Annotated in this window: 21 protein-coding genes and 1 tRNA gene; 10 read left to right on the forward strand and 12 right to left on the reverse strand. The window is 36.2% G+C overall.

Features of this window, described 5'->3' with window-relative positions; genetic code table 11:
• Positions 1–219: 219 nt before the first annotated feature.
• Positions 220–621: an H-NS family nucleoid-associated regulatory protein gene (locus tag G6R09_RS04155; RefSeq protein WP_065166628.1), complete on the forward strand. Its 402-nt coding sequence runs from the start codon at positions 220–222 to the stop codon at positions 619–621.
• A 126-nt stretch (positions 622–747) separates the two neighbouring features.
• On the opposite strand, the gene G6R09_RS04160 is transcribed toward G6R09_RS04155, so the two are convergent.
• The 3 genes from G6R09_RS04160 to G6R09_RS04170 all read right to left on the reverse strand — a co-directional run bounded on the left by G6R09_RS04160 (position 748) and on the right by G6R09_RS04170 (position 3,175).
• Entirely contained in the window at positions 748–1,299 is a 552-nt protein-coding gene (locus tag G6R09_RS04160; protein WP_181317421.1) for a hypothetical protein, read from the reverse strand.
• Positions 1,300–1,630: 331 nt separating this feature from the next.
• Positions 1,631–2,134, reverse strand: coding sequence for a hypothetical protein (locus G6R09_RS04165; RefSeq protein ID WP_163920674.1), 504 nt, complete (start codon positions 2,132–2,134; stop codon positions 1,631–1,633).
• Between the two features lie 186 nt (positions 2,135–2,320).
• On the reverse strand, positions 2,321–3,175 hold the full coding sequence (locus G6R09_RS04170; RefSeq protein ID WP_163920676.1) for a sigma-70 family RNA polymerase sigma factor: 855 nt from the start codon (positions 3,173–3,175) through the stop codon (positions 2,321–2,323).
• 226 nt (positions 3,176–3,401) lie between these two features.
• On the opposite strand from G6R09_RS04170, the gene G6R09_RS04175 reads away from it, so the two are divergent.
• Together G6R09_RS04175 and G6R09_RS04180 are read left to right on the forward strand one after the other, a co-directional pair.
• Positions 3,402–3,794 carry a hypothetical protein gene (locus G6R09_RS04175; RefSeq protein WP_065166624.1) on the forward strand — a complete coding sequence of 131 codons (393 nt, stop codon included), beginning with the start codon at positions 3,402–3,404 and terminating at the stop codon, positions 3,792–3,794.
• Positions 3,794–3,946: a hypothetical protein gene (locus G6R09_RS04180; RefSeq protein WP_156673555.1), complete on the forward strand. Its 153-nt coding sequence runs from the start codon at positions 3,794–3,796 to the stop codon at positions 3,944–3,946. Before G6R09_RS04175 ends, G6R09_RS04180 begins: the two co-directional genes overlap by 1 nt.
• Positions 3,947–3,961: 15 nt before the next feature.
• Here G6R09_RS04180 and G6R09_RS04185 read toward each other — a convergent pair whose 3' ends face one another.
• Positions 3,962–4,879, reverse strand: coding sequence for a LysR family transcriptional regulator (locus tag G6R09_RS04185; RefSeq protein ID WP_163920679.1), 918 nt, complete (start codon positions 4,877–4,879; stop codon positions 3,962–3,964).
• 161 nt (positions 4,880–5,040) lie between these two features.
• Here G6R09_RS04185 and G6R09_RS04190 point away from each other — a divergent pair, with 161 nt between their 5' ends.
• Both G6R09_RS04190 and G6R09_RS04195 read left to right on the forward strand, forming a co-directional pair.
• Positions 5,041–5,595, forward strand: coding sequence for a YbhB/YbcL family Raf kinase inhibitor-like protein (locus tag G6R09_RS04190; protein WP_065166622.1), 555 nt, complete (start codon positions 5,041–5,043; stop codon positions 5,593–5,595).
• 229 nt (positions 5,596–5,824) lie between these two features.
• Positions 5,825–6,049 carry a hypothetical protein gene (locus G6R09_RS04195; RefSeq protein WP_146152965.1) on the forward strand — a complete coding sequence of 75 codons (225 nt, stop codon included), beginning with the start codon at positions 5,825–5,827 and terminating at the stop codon, positions 6,047–6,049.
• Between the two features lie 289 nt (positions 6,050–6,338).
• Here G6R09_RS04195 and G6R09_RS04200 read toward each other — a convergent pair whose 3' ends face one another.
• The 7 genes from G6R09_RS04200 to G6R09_RS04230 form a co-directional block, all read right to left on the reverse strand.
• Positions 6,339–6,551 (reverse strand): cold-shock protein, encoded by a 213-nt coding sequence (locus G6R09_RS04200; RefSeq protein ID WP_036791338.1) that lies wholly within the window; start codon positions 6,549–6,551, stop codon positions 6,339–6,341.
• A gap of 309 nt (positions 6,552–6,860) precedes the next feature.
• Complete coding sequence (locus G6R09_RS04205; RefSeq protein ID WP_205522976.1) at positions 6,861–7,088, reverse strand: hypothetical protein; 228 nt, start codon at positions 7,086–7,088, stop codon at positions 6,861–6,863.
• 157 nt (positions 7,089–7,245) lie between these two features.
• Positions 7,246–7,336: transfer RNA gene (locus tag G6R09_RS04210), tRNA-Ser, on the reverse strand.
• A 220-nt stretch (positions 7,337–7,556) separates the two neighbouring features.
• Positions 7,557–9,077: a DHA2 family efflux MFS transporter permease subunit gene (locus G6R09_RS04215; protein WP_163920682.1), complete on the reverse strand. Its 1,521-nt coding sequence runs from the start codon at positions 9,075–9,077 to the stop codon at positions 7,557–7,559.
• Positions 9,077–10,123 carry an HlyD family secretion protein gene (locus G6R09_RS04220; RefSeq protein ID WP_065166619.1) on the reverse strand — a complete coding sequence of 349 codons (1,047 nt, stop codon included), beginning with the start codon at positions 10,121–10,123 and terminating at the stop codon, positions 9,077–9,079. The genes G6R09_RS04215 and G6R09_RS04220 overlap by 1 nt, the downstream gene beginning before the upstream one ends.
• Positions 10,124–10,622: 499 nt before the next feature.
• Entirely contained in the window at positions 10,623–13,448 is a 2,826-nt protein-coding gene (locus G6R09_RS04225) for an FAD-binding and (Fe-S)-binding domain-containing protein (protein WP_163921087.1), read from the reverse strand.
• A 149-nt stretch (positions 13,449–13,597) separates the two neighbouring features.
• A complete protein-coding gene (locus G6R09_RS04230) occupies positions 13,598–14,080 on the reverse strand; it encodes a transcription elongation factor (RefSeq protein WP_065177043.1) in 483 nt (160 codons plus the stop codon).
• Between the two features lie 160 nt (positions 14,081–14,240).
• On the opposite strand from G6R09_RS04230, the gene G6R09_RS04235 reads away from it, so the two are divergent.
• From G6R09_RS04235 to G6R09_RS04250, 4 genes are all read left to right on the forward strand, one after another.
• The gene (locus G6R09_RS04235; RefSeq protein WP_065166617.1) at positions 14,241–14,783 is read left to right on the forward strand and encodes a hypothetical protein; all 543 of its coding nucleotides are present in this window, start codon (positions 14,241–14,243) and stop codon (positions 14,781–14,783) included.
• Positions 14,784–15,760: 977 nt separating this feature from the next.
• Positions 15,761–16,300 (forward strand): GNAT family N-acetyltransferase, encoded by a 540-nt coding sequence (locus G6R09_RS04240; RefSeq protein ID WP_065166616.1) that lies wholly within the window; start codon positions 15,761–15,763, stop codon positions 16,298–16,300.
• A 126-nt stretch (positions 16,301–16,426) separates the two neighbouring features.
• Positions 16,427–16,732, forward strand: a complete 306-nt coding sequence (locus G6R09_RS04245) for a DUF1289 domain-containing protein (RefSeq protein WP_065166615.1) — start codon at positions 16,427–16,429, stop codon at positions 16,730–16,732.
• Between the two features lie 142 nt (positions 16,733–16,874).
• A complete protein-coding gene (locus G6R09_RS04250; RefSeq protein ID WP_163920685.1) occupies positions 16,875–17,915 on the forward strand; it encodes a hypothetical protein in 1,041 nt (346 codons plus the stop codon).
• Positions 17,916–18,004: 89 nt separating this feature from the next.
• On the opposite strand, the gene G6R09_RS04255 is transcribed toward G6R09_RS04250, so the two are convergent.
• Positions 18,005–18,343, reverse strand: a complete 339-nt coding sequence (locus G6R09_RS04255; protein ID WP_240345698.1) for a hypothetical protein — start codon at positions 18,341–18,343, stop codon at positions 18,005–18,007.
• A 385-nt stretch (positions 18,344–18,728) separates the two neighbouring features.
• On the opposite strand from G6R09_RS04255, the gene G6R09_RS04260 reads away from it, so the two are divergent.
• Positions 18,729–19,223 carry a CreA family protein gene (locus G6R09_RS04260; protein WP_065166612.1) on the forward strand — a complete coding sequence of 165 codons (495 nt, stop codon included), beginning with the start codon at positions 18,729–18,731 and terminating at the stop codon, positions 19,221–19,223.
• The last annotated feature ends 258 nt before the right edge of the window (positions 19,224–19,481 follow it).

Below are 19,481 nucleotides of genomic sequence, written 5' to 3' on the forward strand. Positions count from 1 at the left end.
GTGAACATTAACATTCTCTATCATCTGAATATCATTATTATAAATGTAGTTTTTTTATTGCTGTAAATGGCCGTATTAATAACCTATAACTAATACTCGTTTGAGTTAGATTTATTTATCAATAAAAGAAAAAATGGGATTTAGTTACAATAATAGTAACTATTTTTAGTGTCTTATTATAAAAGTTAAGTACAATGGGCAAAATTACTTTTATTTAGAATTAATAACATGATTGAAACTCTTTTAAATCTACGCTCTTTGAGAGCTCAAGCGCGTGAAATGTCTATTGAAGATCTGCAAGAAGGCCTACAAAAGTTCACTCAAGTCGTTGAAGAACGCCGTGTGGAAGAAGAAGAAGCTAAAGCAGAAAATAAAGAACAAGAAGCCAAACTGCAGAAATACCGTGACATGCTTGCAGCTGAAGGCATTACACCTGAAGAATTAATTGCATTAATTGGCGATAGCCCTAAAACTAAGAAAAAGCGTGCCGCTCGTCCTGCTAAATACAAATTCGTTGATGAAAATGGCGATGAGAAAACGTGGACAGGTCAAGGCCGTACACCTAAAGCATTACAGCAATTACTTGATAATGGCGATACATTAACTAGCTTTGAAATTTAATTTTTCATCTGCTTATAATAAGTAAATGATAAAAACGCTCATTGTATTAAATAATGAGCGTTTTTTTATATCAATGGTTTTAAGCCAATAAAGCAGAACGAGACAATCGTTATCATTTATTAAAAGTTACTTATTTTCTGCCGCTTGCTGTTCTGGTGTATCATTACGTGTAGTAAACAACTTATAGCTCATGATTATAATAACCAGTGCTTTAATGACCATCATCTGTGGGTTACCAAAGTAACCAACCATACCAACAAAACCTGATAACAACATCAATAACCGATATTTTTTTAACTCGGTCATATACAGTGCAATAACAATCACACCGAGATCAACAAACTGTAATCCTACCGCTAACGTTGGCTCTGCAATAAAAGCATGAACAGCAACATAAACAATGTAAGATATGCCCGCTATCATTACTGCAGCTAATACTTGAATAACAATCTTTGCTGTTTGAGTAAAATCTTTAAAATATCGATATAAATTAATAGCTGTAACCGATAAGTTAAGAATAACTTTTGGCCACCATCCCATCAATATTGACCAGATTGTATCATTCGCAGCAGAAGCAAAAGCTGCATAACGAGTAACTTTCATGGTGTTAAATATAGTAATTAATATATAAAACACCACTGATGTCCATCCTAAGATATCTTTTAACAGATCAATCACAGCAACATCTCTCAACATACCATTAACGATTAATGGTGATTATAATAGTTTATGACATTAATATTTAACGTATATCCATATATAAAATGGTATAGCACTAAATTTGCAGTGAATAGTATCATATGACCTTACGTTATTACATCAAGGCATAATATTAATTTACTTTTTTATATCGCATAGCTATCAAGCAGTTGTTATATTTTTCTTTGTTCGCACGATTAAAGCAGTAGCGTTTATCAGCTGCTCATTATTGTCGATCTCAACATATAAAAAAGCTGCTAAATAATCAGCAGCTTTTTTATGTGTTTATTTACATTTACTGTTAATTATCTCAAGAATACTCATTATTAAAGTTTGATTGACACATTACTAACACCGAAGCAACCAACTTTAAAGCCATATTAATTGACTCATCAGATTCATCGCAACTACGTAAAAGTGTAATGTGATTACTTAAACAACTGTAACCCTTATTAACTAGACAGGCTGCAATACAGGCGTAGTAATAACTGGTTTTATCTTCAACATCTAATTCTTTTAATGGTGTTAATTGCATTGCATTTGAAGTGTTACATTTTAAATCAATACTATGCATAGCCATATAATAAGCATTTGTTGCTGCCATTCTCACCACAGCATGATGAATATCTTGTCGTTGATTAGGCGTCACATCACCAACAAGGTGTTGAATCATGCGTAATACATTCTTATTCTGACAAGCTAATGCTGCAGCATAAACAATATATTGCATTCGATTAGTCGATAATAATGATTGACGAGATATTAATGCATTAAGTAATTCTAAATGTTCACATGTTTCATCGGTAATTGGCATAACAACACTCCTAAAATTATGAATAATAAAGATTGGTCACTATCTATAATTTTATATTATGCTTCTTAAACAAAACTTCAATCTGCAGATATGGAGCATAACTGTGTATTTATGATCGCTATTGTATATCGCCAATATAAAAAAAGGATGATCGCTATCATCCCTTTTTCTATATATCATCATGATTTATGCTGATATTGAAAACAACATTTCCATATCATAATTATCGTTAACTAAAGAACGCTTTAATTTTGTCAGATTTTTTATTTGTAATTGACGTATCCGTTCACGGGTTAACCCTACAGCATCAGCAACTTCTTGTAATGTTTGCGGTTCATAGCCCAATAATCCAAACCGACGACAGATGATTTCGCGATCACGTCCACTTAAATTAGCCAATAGTTTTTTAGTAATAATTTGCATGTCATTGGTTTCTAATTCTTTATCTAGATTAGCGTTTTCATCGGCAACAAAATACGATAACGAATGATTTTCGTCATCATTCTGTGTTTGTTCAAAAGATAATACATGTAAATTATTTGTCATTAAAAATGAAACTTCACTTACATCACGCTTTAAGTAATCAGCGATATCTTCCGGAGATGGCTCATTATTATTTTTAGTCATTAAATCACGATGAGCACGTAAAATGGTATTCACTTCTTTTGACACGTGAACAGGCAATCGAATAGTACGACTTTGATTATGAATTGCGCGCTCAATTGTTTGTTTTATCCACCATGATGCATAGGTAGAGAACCGAAATCCCTTTTCAGGATCAAACTTCTCAACAGCCGTAATTAAACCAATATTTCCTTCGTCAATTAAATCACTCAATAATAACGTCGACGCTCGATATTTTTTAGCTAAACTAACAACCAGTCTCAAGTTTGACTCAATAAGTACACGTTTAGCACTTTCATCACCAAGTAATGACTTACGACTGTAAAGAATTTCATCTGATTTAGTCAGCAGTGGTTTAGTCGATATTTCATTGAGATAAAGACGAACTACATCATTTTCAAAAGCTACTTCTTTCATACATCATCCTTGAGTACTTAATTGTTATCTACTGATTACATAATAATTACAAACTCATAGAATATGCAACAAATAATTGCAAAATTTAACTCTTAGCGTATTCTTACTCATCATGAAGCCTAGTCTTAATACCCGTTCGCGCTTAATCATCCGTTTTTACATTTACTTTATATGTTTTAGGTATATCATTTATCAGATAAGAATATGAATTAGTGAGTAAATAAATATGTCATCTCTTTTCAAAAAAACACTTTTAGTTACTGTTACTCTTGGTGCATTACTTTCAACAACAGCGAATGCAGCTAACTCTATTGTTGTACAATCATGTGTCACTAACCCCAATTATGATGAACAAGGACTTATTAATTGCTTACAACAAGCGACAAAAAATGCCAAAGATCAAGTTTATAATTTGACCGATCAAGGAAAGGTATATAACACCAAAATAAATGCACAATGTAATGATCAAAAAAATACGATTGACCAAGGACCGATTAAAAGTGCAGATAAAGCCAAATTAGCACTATGTTATGCCAACGCATGGTCAGCAGCTCGAGATGATTTACTTGGTGAGAAGTACACTACCAAGCTAACGACTGATGTTTATAAAGTTAAATAATGAGACAATTATCTGATTATCAACAACAAATTCAGTCATTAGTTTGTAATGAAGAATATTCACTACCACAAGCGATGTTATTATTAAAATCACTGCTTGAGAGTATTGAAAATGATGAAGCAATTACTGATATAGCTATGCATGCAGAATAAAGCATCTTCTCGTGATTAGTTATCAAAAATAACAGTAGTTATATCATTGTTAACATACGACTCAATTTCTTTATAAAGAAGTTGAGTCGCTGGATTTTGCATTTTTTCATAATTACTTACTAAATAATAACCAGGCACTTTTTCCTGCATAACCGTCATATCAATAGCTTCTATCAGTACGCCTTGATCTAAATACGACTCAACAAAAAGACGATTAACAAAAGCGATACCAATACCTTGTATTGCAGCCTCAATAGTATGCATCGAATTTTGAAAATAAATTTTACTCTGATTAGAATAAGGTTTTATATTATTATTCGCTAAAACCAGATCCCACTGAATTAATCTATTTGTCGTTTCAATTAATGTACAACTAGCTAACCTTTCATCTGCAAGATCATCTAACGGTTTATTAATATAATTGGGAGCACAAACTGCAATCATTTGTTCGTGGAATAATAGCCGATGATATTTTTCTGTTGGCGTTTCAATACAATAACGTATTGATAAATCGATATTTTCCTTATTTAAATCCAAGGTTTCAATTGTATCAATAAAAACGATAGCAATGGCATTGTCAGTTAAATAAGTATAATTAAGCCGCGGTAATAGCCATTTATTTAATAATGTAGGCGGAATAGATACGATTAATTTTTGCGTTTTTGTCACAAATCCAACATCTGTTGTAGCCTGATCTAAATCCTTTAAAATCAGTGATACACGATTAAAATAACGTATACCAGCATTGGTTAATTTGATTCCTCGATGTTGGCGAATAAATAACTTTTGCCCAATAAATTCTTCAAGCGTCTGGATTTGATGACTCACCGCGCCCGGTGTTACAAATAATTCCTCAGCTGCTAATTTAAAGCTTTGTAGCCTAGCAGAAGCTTCAAAATAAATAATACCTTTTAATGGAGGCAATGATCTCACGTTCTATCCTTTAGAGTATTTTTTCTCAACTATTGGTGTATTTTTATTGATTTGAGCTATTGTAAGTAATGCTACATTATAGCTTCTAAAGATTTTACACCAATATTTAATAATTATAAGTTGTTAAGTAATACAATTTTTAGCTTTTTACAGGTGAAATAATGAAATTTAAAACAATAGCTGTGGCACTGCTTTTTGCATTACCCTCTTTCATGTCACAAGCGGCGATGACATTAACGAGTCAGAACGTTACCAATGATCAAACCCTTAATAATCAACAATTATTCAACCAATGGGGTTGTACAGGTAAAAATGAATCCCCACAGTTAAGTTGGACAGATGTACCGGCTGGAACAAAAAGTTTTGCTGTTACTATGTATGATCCTGATGCACCAACTGGCAGTGGTTGGTGGCATTGGAGTGTAATTAACATTCCAGCCAATGTGCACTCTTTAGCAGAAGGTGCTGGTGCTGTTGGCGGTAAAGCGCTACCTAAAGGGGCAAGTATGGTTACCAATGACTTTGGCTTTAAAGGTTTTGGCGGCGCATGCCCACCACCAAATGCAAAACCGCATAATTACCAAATCACTGTTTATGCATTAAATACAGCGAATATTAAATTACCTGAAAATGCATCACCTGCACTAGCAGGATATAACATCTTAGCTCATGTTATAGGTAAAGCGCGCCTTGTTGCACCAACAAATGCACGATAACAACGATTAAACACTAAATACCACTCTTTTGAGTGGTATTTTTTTGCCTTCCAGCCTTATAAATATACGACTGACTTCGTCAATACTTTTTCTGTATGTTATATCTACCTGCCATATCACAGCTATACGAAATATCATTCTGTATATTGTCATAATAGAAAAATCGTCTTCACTCAAGAAACAGTATAGTGTACTATAAAACAACAATATGTTTACACTAAGGCGAAATATGACATCTTGGAAAAAAATAACCCTCACACGACAAACTGACTGCCACTCATCAGTAACAATAGATGCCGTATACCCACCAGAATTCGAACACAATATCGCCGCAGAAATACAACATCTACAAGCCATCTACCACTGTCTTTACAGTTTTAAAAAAGATGTTCTTAGTATCATTTGTTCTTATGACGGCCGTTTGGTTAAATTAACCGAATCACAGAGTAAGTAAATAGTCACTTACACATTATCATATTAATAAAATTGTATGCTTGATATTGATTAGATCATTTAACTTATAGCGAGGGTGTTTAGTTTTAGTTCAGTGCTTGATTAAACATCTTCTCGTCATCAATAACTTAATATCGACAACAATATAAAATCATTATGCTAAGTTGAAAAGAGATAGAAGCGTAAACTGAAGAGGGAATGAGAAATATAAATGGATGATTTAAAAATATAAAAGGCGCAAATAACTGAGTTATTTACGCCAATATTAACTTTATAGATTAACTATAAAATTATAGAGCTACAACGTTTGCAGCTTGAAGACCTTTTTGGCCTTGCTCTACTTCAAAAGACACTTTCTGGCCTTCAGCAAGAGTTTTAAAGCCTTCAGAAGCGATAGCACGGAAGTGAACGAATACGTCAGCACCGCCGTTGTCTTGAGTAATGAAACCAAAACCTTTCTCTTCGTTAAACCACTTTACTAGACCAGTTGATTTGTTAGACATTTTGTGTCCCTTATATAAATTCTTTAAAATTATCGCAAAGTGCGATGCACTGAAGCTTGAATAATTTAATATGATGATGATAAAGCGAAGGGAAACACTAGTGTACACAACAATAACGAAGATGCTTCTAAGGGTTTTTCTTTTACTTAATTCTCAATCAATTACTCTAGCTACAGAGTGACTAAATTGTCACATAAAACGCATTACCTGTAAAGTTTTTTATTCAAACAATCGTTCAATATGAATACATGATAACAATCAATCATAATTTGATATCACTGTATAAAAATAATACTAACTTATAATTAATCACTTACCGCCACAGGTATAACATTTATGTTCCGCTGTATATTGATCACCATACCCTTCTTCATCCCAAATCTTAATGGCATATTTTTCCCATTCTTTAGCAAGACTATCAAGTTGATCGCCAAATTTAAGATATCCATCCGCACCTTCATATTGAGGAACAGCCCCAACATCTTGAATATGCTGACGGAATTCTTCTGGGTTATCGATAATCGGACAAGGCTGCATTAAATTATCATTGAAGAGCCGACACCTCGGTTTCGATGTCGGCGACAAATCAAAATTAGCATTAGCTTCGACTGGTATGTATAACATTTAATAACGGAGGAGAAAATTAAAGCGAGGCAATAAAAAAGCCCCGTCATATAAGACGAGGCTTCAAAGGTGGCGGAGAGATAGGGATTTGAACCCTAGATACGCTATAAACGTATGCCGGTTTTCAAGACCGGTGCTTTCAACCACTCAGCCATCTCTCCATGGCAGCTATAATAACCACCACAACTAAGTCTGTAAAGGTGAAATATAATCCAATCTTACTGATAGATATATTTTTGAGCAAAAAGAAAAAATAATAACGATAACGTATAGTTAGCAATCAAACCACTGCTAGTAAAACAACCAACACACGATCATCAGCACATAAAAAAGGTAGAATACTCTACCTTTTTTATTGCTGACTCATTATGCTTATCAGTATTAATGAGTATTTGCTGTCGCTGCTGGGGCTTTTTTCTTAAACCGATATAGCGCTAATAAAGGCAACAACGCAACATAAGAAAACATTAAGAAACCAAATGTATATACAAAGGCCAATAATGTCGATTGTTGATGCAGTAACGCACTGACTTGAGCAATAAAGTTAGGATCAGTAACCGTAGTATGATGTTGCATTGCCTGTTGCTGTAATATTGGATTAGTGGCACTTATATCAGCCCCTAATGCATGCCATTCACGCTGTTGAGTTCGGCTAAAGTAGGTATTTACAATTGAGATACCAAATGAACTACCAATGGTTCGACAAAGGTTATACATCACCGCTCCACCCACAGCATATTTGGCTTCTAAGGTTCTATATGCCATTTGACTCAATGGCGCAAACACTAACCCCATACCCATACCTTGAATGATAGATGGTATAAGTACCCAATATAAATTGATCTCCATTGAGTACTGCATCATCAGGTAAGTACCAAAGATACTAAACCCAAGTCCAACTGCCACCAGCATTCTTGGATCTAAACGATCCATATATTGTGCCATCACCAGCAATACAATCGCTGAAGTTAATCCACGCGGCGCCATTACAAATCCTGTCGTTTCGACTGGATAATGTAACAATTGCTCTAACATCATCGGTTGTAACTGAGTAATACCAAATAGTCCCATCGAAAAGCCAGCCATGATCAAACATGACACCGCAAGGTTACGGTCTTTTAATAGCCACATTGGAGCAATATCGCCTTTGGTACGCCATGAGCGCACAATAAAGAACACCCAAGCAATGGCACTGATGATCAATGAAAATAGAATAAAGTTAGACTCAAACCATCCTTCTTCATTACCTCTATCAAGCACCATTTGTAATAAACCGATACCTACCGTCATACCGATAACTAATGGCCAGTCTAATTTAGACTCACCTTTACCATCAATTTTAACGAACAGATAAACCAATGTAAGACATAAAGCACCGACAGGCACGTTGACATAAAAAATCCAACGCCAATCCATATTTTCAGTGATAATACCACCAACAGTTGGACCTAAAATCGGACCAAGTAGTATACCGACACTGAACAATGCCATTGCTTTACCACGTTCATTGGCGGGGTAAATTTGCACCATCGTTGATTGAGCTAATGGAATAACTGACGCACCAAATGCACCTTGCATGATACGAAAAATAACCATTTCAGCCAGACTATCAGCTTGACCACACAAAGCCGAGGTAACAATAAAACCAACCACGGAGACTAATAGTAATCTTCGAACACCAAACTTAAGTGCAAAATAGCTCGCAAGTGGAATACAAATAGCTTCAGCCATTGAGTAAGAAGTAAGTACCCATGTCACCTGCTCAGATGTAACCCCTAATGCCCCCATCATATGCGGTAATGCAACGTTGGCTATAGTCATATCCAGCAATACCATGATTGCTGATAACATAACGGCTAAGGTGATCCATATACGGTTAGCTGGCGTGACTGACTGACTCATTAGTTGGTCTCTGATTGGGTATCAATAGTGACGTCAGCACTCGCACCAACACGCAGTAATGGCTTATTTTTCAAATCTGTAAATTTGACACGAACCGGGAAACGTTGAGGAACTTTAACCCAGTTACCTGTCGCATTTTCAGGAGGCAATAATGAGAAAGATGAACCACTCGCAGGAGACAATGCCTCAACCTGACCTTGATAGGTCACATCTGGATACATATCTAACACAACTGTCGCTGTCATACCGACTTTCAATAAGCCGATATCTTTTTCTTTATAGTTTGCTTGTAACCATGCTGTGTTATCTTCAATTAATGGCATCATCGCCAGACCAGGAGAAACAACACTACCAGGACGCACACTGACTTTACCTAGCTTACCGTCATACGGAGCATAAATATTCGTGTACGATAAGTTTAACGTTGCTTGGCTTAATGCCGCTGCTGCTTGTTTTACTTGTGGTGCTTCATCACCTTTAGCGCCCTGCTGATTTATCAGTTGTGACATTTTTGCGCGTGCTGCTTCAAGGCTGGTTTGAGCACTGGCTAACTTCGCTTTTACATCATCGCCTTGTTGTAACGGTAACAACTTACGGTTCACTAAATCCATCACACGGTGATATGTTTTTTGAACATCAACAAGATTAGCATCAGCAGCACGTACATTAGCGCTCGCTGCTAAAATTGCATCATCAGTGGCTTTATTTTGTTGGGTAGCAACTTCATACGCCGCTTTAGCTTGTTCTAACTGAATTTCATAAGGCGCAGGATCAATCTTAACTAACAAATCCCCTTCAGCGACATGTTGATAGTTTTCAACATTAACACTGAGTACCTTGCCACTTATTTGTGGAGCAACATAAAGAATATTGGCATGGATATACGCGTCATCAGTACTTGGGTATAATTTTTGATGACGAGTATAAAAATATCCAGCGGTACCTAAAACCGCAGCAATAACAATAAAAACAATAATATTGCGAAATTTATTTGATTTAGTCGCTGAGTTCGGTTGTTCAATTGGAGCCGTATCTGTCGTTGCCATGAATTTATCCTATTTAGCTAACACTTAGCTAAATTTGAGTCTAGATGATAGAAATTATTTAAGCCAAAAAAAGTTCGTCTAGTCATAACCAATACACTTTAATAACCATGCAACTGTATTGCTATAAACATAACCACAATAATTAACGTATTGAAATGATAGGCTTGTGAGAGGTGGCTTTCAAGCCAGAGTCCGTGTGGGAAAGGATATAAACGGATCAAGTAAGGCTTCATTTTAAAGCATTGACTCAATGAATTAGAGTAAATGCATTAATTTGGCTCTTTTCCCTTCCTAAATAGCTAAAATAGATCAAAGTTTAGTGGTTTTATTATTGTCGCTTAATTATAAAAACTTAAACTCCATTTTTACCCTTATTGCTTAAATGAATATAATCTGTACTGACATAAAACCACCACAGCAACTTATATCAATAAAGAATACCTGCACTCCCCGCTATTTAATTAAAATAACGGAAAGTGTGGACCGTTAACCAAAAATACTAATGACTCACTTTATCGACTAAATATAAAATTGAACGATACTCAATGCCACTATGTTCAGATAAACCTATCTCGCAAGTTCGGCTATTTGAATAACCTTCATGACATCCTTGTGGCACTTGGGCTTTCAATGGTGCTAACGCGCTCGCATTAAGTTCAGGTTTGGTAAAACCTTTATCACCAGCGAAGCCACAACAAGTAATGTCGTCAGGAATAATCACATCCTTGGCACACACTCTGGTGACTTGCTCAATAACAGAGGCTAGCCCTTGCCGACGAGAGGTACAGGTAATATGCAACATTACAGGTGCTTGCTGCGGCGTGATCGTTAGTCGTGGCAATACAAAATCAGCCACAAATTTAAACGGCTCATAAATAGTGAGATCATTACGTAAAGATTGCTTACTGGTACTAGCACATGGGCTGGTATCCATTAGCACAGGGTATTGCCCTTGGCGAGATGCTTGCCACAATGCTTGTTCAAGTTGTTGCGCTTTAAGCTGTGCTGTTTCAGGAAAGCCTTTACTGACATAAGGCATTCCACAACATTGATTATTAAGATCATCTGGCAATATAACCTCATAGCCCGCTTTTTCTAATAAAGAAATTGTGACTTCCGTCAACGAGCGTTTATCAAGCGCGTTAACTTCACCCCCCATATTTCTAGCGGCACAACTAGGAAAATAAACAACCCGCTCTTTGGTAATACCATGAATAGCAGGCGTGTTGATTTTAGCCGCGGGTAATGGCATATGCGGCGTCCATTGCGGTATTTTATGCCCTGATAATTGATAAGCTTTTTGGGTCAATTTTCGCATTCGATTGGTACCCAAGACAGTATGCATATTACTCGCAATTGTTAAGCCTAGTTTTGCAGAAGCACTCACAACACCAAAATGCTCTCCTGTCCATGAGGCAATTTTCTTGGCGGCGTCAGTATGATTTTGGCGTAACTTACGTACTAAATCGCCAGTATTAATCCCCACCGGACAGCGTTCAGCGCACAACCCGGTTGCAGCACAAGTATCTAAGCCATAATAACGATAGGTTTTTTCCATCGCCGCTAATCGTTGAGGATCTTCATTACTACGTCGTAAACGCGATATTTCGCGAAATACAGTATTACGCTGGCGGGGGGTTAATGATAAATTCCGTGATGGGCACACTGGCTCACAAAAACCGCATTCAACACATTTATCAATAAGCTCATCAGCCACTGGCATCGCTTTTAAATTTTTAATATGTGATTGTTTATCAGCATTAATAATCACTCCAGGATTTAATACGCCATGAGGATCAAAAACAGCTTTAATCGCGAGCATTAATTGATAACCGGCATAGCCCCATTCAAGTTCAATAAATGGCGCCATATTACGCCCAGTGCCATGTTCAGCCTTTAATGAACCTTGATATTCAACCGCAACAAGTTGTGCAACGGCATCCATAAAGGCGCTATAGCGTTCAATTTCAGCCTGAGTGTCAAAGGATTGTGTAAATACAAAATGCAAATTACCTGCTAACGCATGACCAAAAATAATCGCTTCATGATAGTCAAATTGGACAAACAATTGTTGTAAGTCACGTACAGCTGGCGCTAACTGCGCAATAGGGAAAGCAACATCTTCAATAATAACTGTTGTTCCACTTTCACGAACAGCACCAACGGCGGGAAATAACTCTTTACGAATGCCCCACAGTTGTTCGCAAATCGTTGCATCACGACTAAAATCAACTTGCTCAATCGGAGAAAATGCATTGATAATCTGTTGCATTCCTTCTGCCTGAAGAAGTAAATCTTGTTCATTTTCAGCATGTAGCTCAATCAATAATGCGGCCGCTTCTGTATTACCATCGGCCCCTAATTGAGCAATAAAAGCTGGCATGCCTGGCTTTTCTGCCACTGACGCTAATGAACGGTTATCCATTAACTCGACAGCTGCAACTCGAGTTTTACTTAATTGGCTCACCGCTAAACATGTTTGTTCAATATCGGTAAATACAAATAGCCCCGACGCCTTAAATGCATGGTTAACGACAGTGTTATAAGTCACATCTGCAATAAAACCTAACGTGCCCTCTGAGCCAATAAATAAATGTTGTAATACATCAATCGGATCATCAAAATCTACCAGCGCATTTAGGCTATAACCGGTGGTATTTTTTAAGCGGTATTTATGGCGAATTTTATCTGCAAGTACACTATTAGCCTGACATTCACTGACCAATAGCATCAGTTCGTCAATCATTGCAGCATGCGTTTTTTTAAATGCTGTAATGCTATTGAGATCTAAAGTGTTTAATAGCGTTCCATCAGCAAGTACCACTGTCATTCCTGCAATAGTACGATAGCTATTTTGCGAAGTGCCGCAACACATACCTGAGGCATTATTTGCCACAATACCACCGATTTTACAGCTATTAATAGAACCAGGATCGGGACCAATTTTTCGCCCAAACGGCGCTAATATTGTATTCGCTTCCGCGCCAATGATGCCGGGTTGTAACCATATCTGAGCGCCATCATTAAGTACTTTATAATCGCGCCAACGCCGCGTTAATGTTATTAAGACCGAATCTGACTGCGCTTGACCTGATAGGCTCGTCCCCGCGGCACGAAACGTCATCGGAATTTGGCGTTCATAACACGCTTTAATCGCAAAAATAACTTCATCAAGCGTATCAAGCTGTAAAACTAATTGTGGTAACAAACGATAAAAACTCGCGTCAGTACCATAAGCCAACATCAACGTAGGATCGGTAATAATCCTTTTTTCATCTATCTGAAGCCGTAATTGCTCAATTAAATTAGCATAAGCAGGTTGCATCATCACCCCATATCATTAGTATTAAGCATAATATTTATGCTCATTATTTCACTTCGGAATGAATGATTTTACTGCTATAAAGGGGATGATAACTGTTACTAATTCACACTTTTACGATGATGATGCTTAAAACCAAATAATCAGGCTAATTACTCAATATCAATCACATCAAACCATAAGACATTACCGCCAATATGAATATCTACCTCTTCATCGATTTCTCGACCAAGCAATGCTTCGCCAAAAGGTGAGCCTGGCGTTACTGTTATTACTTCCTCATTATTAATCAGAAATTTTAACCCTCCTGCTGCAGGCCCTAAAAACACCTTCTTAGCATGCCCTTGCTGATCTTCTAAAGACACTAAATGGCCAACAACAATCGTCGTTTGTTGTGTCGGCATTGTTGCAAATAAATGCTGATAAGCACTAATATCGGCCTTACATTCTGCCACTCGCTGAGCTTGACCATGAGCAAGATACGATGCTTCTAATGCAAAAGTATCATATTTATTTTCTGCCACATTTTCATCATCTGTCGCGGTATTATAAGCACGCATTGCAGCTTCAGTTGCTATTTGTAATGTCTGTTCTAACTGTGCCTCAATACGCTCAAGTAACACTTGCTTGTTCATTTACGATCAACCTATTAGCCAAATGGGCGCTGATTATACATTGAATATAAGCACAAACCGCAACGTTCTCGAACATTAAACAGCATCAATAACTAAAGAAATAAGCCAATCATCCGATATCAATACTCATTCATGATTAAAAATGGTTCTGGCTCTCAATATGTATCGTTATAAATGGCTGTTATGCCTAATCGGAGTGTTAATTACCACTCAACCAGCGTTAGCACTTACTCCGACCCATTTACTTAATTATCAAGATAGTTATGGTAACCTTTCGCTAAAATACAGTGGTAACATTCGCTTACCCGATCCCCTGGTGGTGGATGGAGATCTTAACCTTGAAAGTAGCCAAATTAAATATTTGCCATTAAGCCTTACCATTAAAGGGAATCTTAATTTAGCCTATAGCCATATTGAGTATTTACCATTGGCACTTAAAGTCGACGGCTACATCAATCTTGCTTACTCTAAAATTAAAGAACTTAATTTTGGCTTACAAGTCTATGGCGATCTTAGCGTCGCTCATACTCAACTCAAAAAACTACCTGACAACTTATATGTTAAAGGTGATTTATTTATCCAAAATAGTCAGCTTCAAGCCCTTCCAAATAAACTGGTTGTCGACGGTAATATTTATATTGGTAATATTACACTCACGACGATCCCAACCGATTTGAGTATTGGTGGCAATATATATAGATAATTAATAATCGGGCATAATTTTTCATCGATAACAACCAGCACAGCACCAATGGCAATCGTTTGCTTTTTGGGTTAAACGTTAAACTTAATAATGTATTATAAAAAAGGAGTATAAGTTAGCCAGAAATTTTACAATATGAATGTTTATCTCTGGCTACTTTGCGGTTGATATTTGTTATGAACAATTTTCAACAAACATTTAATTAGAGGATAATTAAATGTATTCATTTCTTTATCATCAATAAAGAAATGTTTTTCAAACCTTAAGCTTTTATAGCTTTAGTTGTTTGATTTTTATGGTAAAACCACTGTCTGCGACTACGTGTTTTCATTATAAACCTCTCATTTATTTCCCAATGAGCAAGGTTGATATCACTATATATTAATACCGTTCTTACTCGACTATTCGTGTTCTAGTTAATCAATTCTGTATGACATTACAATGACATATTAATTGAATTATGATGAACAAAGTTTTTATATTTATCTATTTATGACAACAACTTCTATGTATAAGTTCCGTTGTGAATAAATATAATGATGATAAGTGTCGTGGAGGGTAATTAAGGAAAGAATGTAAAAAAAGACTTTCTAATTTTTGGAGCTAATTTCACCTAACGATTTATATCAACATAGTTAATATAATTCTGTTTTTGCTATTTGACAACTACTGTAAGTCTTTTTTTTGATAATATTAAGTATTTATTTTTCCATTATTTCGGTTAGATAAGCCTAACATATTGCTGTATAAGAAAAAACAGCAACTAATTGAGTTAGATGTCAGAATCATCATTATAATCAGTTATCGCTTTTGCGCTAGCAAAGACAACTGTTCACATCGTTCTAATAATTAAGCGCGACTGCACAGATTTCACTATTTCACCATGCTAGTCATCAAATCATTGATCGCACCCCTATAAATTAATTCAAATTTATTGATTAATAGCCATATCTAGCTATGTTTGTGAGAATATTATTATGAATAAAATGCAACCACTGTTAACAACAGAACGCTTAATTCTTCGCCCATTAGAACTATCAGATGCCACTAAGATACAGCGACTAGCTGGTAACGTTGACATTGCTAACGGTACCATCAGTGTTCCACACCCCTATTCTGATGGTATGGCTGGTAAGTGGATAGGCAAACATTTAGCTGGATGGTATAGCAAACAATCGGCTATTTTCGCTATTACCCTAAAAAGCAATCATCAACTTATCGGCTGTGCGGGATTAGAAAATATCAATCAAAACAGTGCCCAGCTGGGCTATTGGATTGGGGTGCCATTTTGGGGCAATGGTTACTGTACTGAAGCGGTAGAACGGATTAAAGACTATGGCTTCAATAAACTCAATTTAGAGCACCTATACGGCCGACATTTAAAAACAGTTTCAGGTCCTGAAAATGTAATGCTAAAAATCGGCATGAAAAATGTTACTGCGCTAACGATTCCAAGTCATCATCTATCACAAGATGACATTGCAATTTATGAATTACTCAAGCAAACAGCTTCATAGTTGTTTTGGTAACCTGTAAAACGCGGTTGATCTTTATAAATCTCATCGAAGAAGCAAAGTAGCATTTATCACTATTAACCGTTAGCATGACACCTTTGTTAGACGAATAGTTAATAGGTAATTATAGTGAAATCGCCATGTGTCGCTAAATGTAAAAATAATGCCGGAATTTGCAGTGGCTGCTTACGAACAATGACAGAGATCAGCCACTGGATAGCCTACCCAGAACAGCAACAACTGGCGATCATGGCTGACATCAAAGCCATTAAGGCAACTCACCAGTGCCCACAATGTCAGCAACCAGCACAATGTGATATTAAGGCGGGCAAAGCCACATGCTGGTGTTTTGAGATTGAACCACGCCAGACATTATCAAATTCTGTATCTGCTTGCCTATGTCGACACTGCTTGTCATCACAACCAATATTATAATATTGCACTATTTGCCTTCTGTTACTAATGTTATTCATGCCGCAAATAGCATGACGATCAGTTACAATTATCCGTTCTACTTTTAACGATACCAATAAGATGACACAACGCGTATATGCGAACGATGTTATCTGGAATTCACATGGATATGAAAGTTAATAAACGCCAAGGACAATTCCTTAACGACACTATTAATCAATGGCAGCAACAACAACTTATTGATGCCCAACAGGCTCAGCAACTGCGTCACAGCTATGATGTGATTAGTTTTGATTGGAAACTATTGGCTGTGTATTCATTTTGGGTTGCTATTGCATGTTTCATTCTGTCAGTAATTTTGCTGATCGCTGACGATTATTTAATTTCATTGATTGCAAAAATCATCAATACACCAGCGAGTATACTTGCCTTTTTTAGCGCCATGATTGCAGCCGGACTATTTTATTTCGGTGTAAGACGGCGACAGCGTTACCCACAAAAAACCGTTAGCAATGAAGCAATATTCTTTTTTGGAGTACTGATAACCGCAATAACCAGTGTCTTTTTAAGCCATACCGCGATAGCACTTCATTGGCGTGAGAGTATTTTTATTCTGCTGCCGACCCTCATCTACCTTATCGTCGGTATCCAGTTATACTCCGTTTTAGTGTGGTTATTTGCACTCATTGGTATTGGGTTATGGGTGTTAACTGAAACCTCTTATCTCGCTCAGAATCACTACCTGTTTTGGGGAATGAATATTCCATTACGGTTTACCATTGTTGGTATATTAATTATATCTGCGAGTGTTGCCTTAAAACGTCACTCGCGATTATTCTTTCTTCAAGAAGCGACACTATTTATGGGATTAATGTATTTTTTCAATGCTTTGTGGATGCTAACTATTTTTGGCAACTATGACAGTTTAAGTGCTTGGTCACATATAAAACAGATTGAGTTATGGGGCTGGAGCGTGGCGATGCTATTGGTCACCTTAAGTGCTATTTATTATGGCATTAAAAATAATAATTCACTCATAAGAGCCTTTGGGATCATCTTTTTATTATTATGTTTGTATAGCCGCTATTTTGAATTTTTTTGGGGTACGCTCCATAAAGCGATCTTTTTTGCGGTATTAGCGTTAAGCTTCTGGATAATTGGTAGTCGTGCAGAAAAAATTTGGCAATTAGGAAATAAGAACTAATAAAAAGCCGCTGTTAATGATAGACATTAGACAGCGGCGTTTTTGATTGTTTGTTGCAGATATTGTAAAACTAAAAAATAAACCATGTATTATTTAACGGCGTGCCTTTCTAAATTATATAAACGAATCTCATGCAATACACGTTCAGTTAACATTTCATTCATCGTATCCCGCATTGACGCTTGCATGTCAGAAATGACAGGGAATACATTTTGATTCATTTCATCTAAACAGTTTTTAGACACTTGCATTTTTAAATCAAACTCAAACGAAGCAAGCGCTAAAAATTTTTCCATTCGTTGAATGACAACATCAATCATGTAGCTATCAGCACCTAAATCCAACAATTCTTGTTCAACAATTAATTCTAACGGCGTCCGATCTCGAGGCTGTTCTTTTACTGGAAACGCAAGAATATTTGACATCATATCCTCCTCATAATCAGTAATAATCATCCGTTGATAATTATTAATAGTAACATTGCTGTTACATTCATCCTATGTGTTATTGTTGCTATTGGAAAGACCATTTTTAATAAAAATCATTTAAAACTTGTTAAGTTGACTCAAAAAATAACCGCAACAACATACAAAAAACAACTTTTATCAATAACTTAAAACACGATAATATTTTTAAAATTATTTGATATTTATTTTTCAAATAGTCAGTTCTCGCCATAAGCTGTTACTGACAAATACCGTATTTGAAAGAGAATGATGAAAATCATCATCATTTCGCGTATAACTTAGCATCATAATAACAAACCATATTGAAATTTTTTAAATGATACCGTTCATTTAACAGGGAGCTTATATGCAAAAAAGTTTATTGATTGCCAGTTCGATTGCTATTGCACTAACACTGAGTGGGTGTTCTGATAATGAAGTTGGCGATGTTTCTTTAGGCATGTTTACCACTAAGGATATAAAGTTAAATACATTGGTCGACCCGATTGTACCAGGTGTTACTTGCCATATTGCTAGCATCGAAGCAGATTTGAGTTTAGCGGATCCATCAGACTCATCTATTTCATGCCGTCAAACGGGTGAAATAACACCAGAGATGATAGCGAAAATTGATAAATCAAAATCTGGCGAAGTTGTCTTTAAGAAGTCTAAAAGTATTTTCTTTAAAACTATGAAGATTCGTCGTATTTATGATCCAAAATCAGAAACCTTAATGTATTTATCATATTCAACCAAAACAACAACAGGTAGCTATAAACACAGTTTATCGACCGTACCTCTTTGGGGAACAAAAGCCTACGTTGCCCATACACCTGCGGCAATAACAAATACTCAACAATAGCACACAATCGCTTCTTAACTACATGATTAAGAAGCGGTTACTTGCACCTCCCCTCCCCATTGTATCCATACACATAATCAATAACACCTCCATAAAAACACCACTAAAATAACAAACAAAAACACATCAGAAACAGCTTATACACAAAAACAATCGCGATTATTGAAATATGTGATTCCGATTCCGACAATAGTGCTTTTAAATTTATTTTTTTTTGGCATAGTGCAACCCAACGAATATATATCGACTATGTTTTTT

Source organism: Photobacterium sp. Alg240-V54 (assembly GCF_900537155.1).
Classification (GTDB): domain Bacteria; phylum Pseudomonadota; class Gammaproteobacteria; order Enterobacterales; family Vibrionaceae; genus Photobacterium.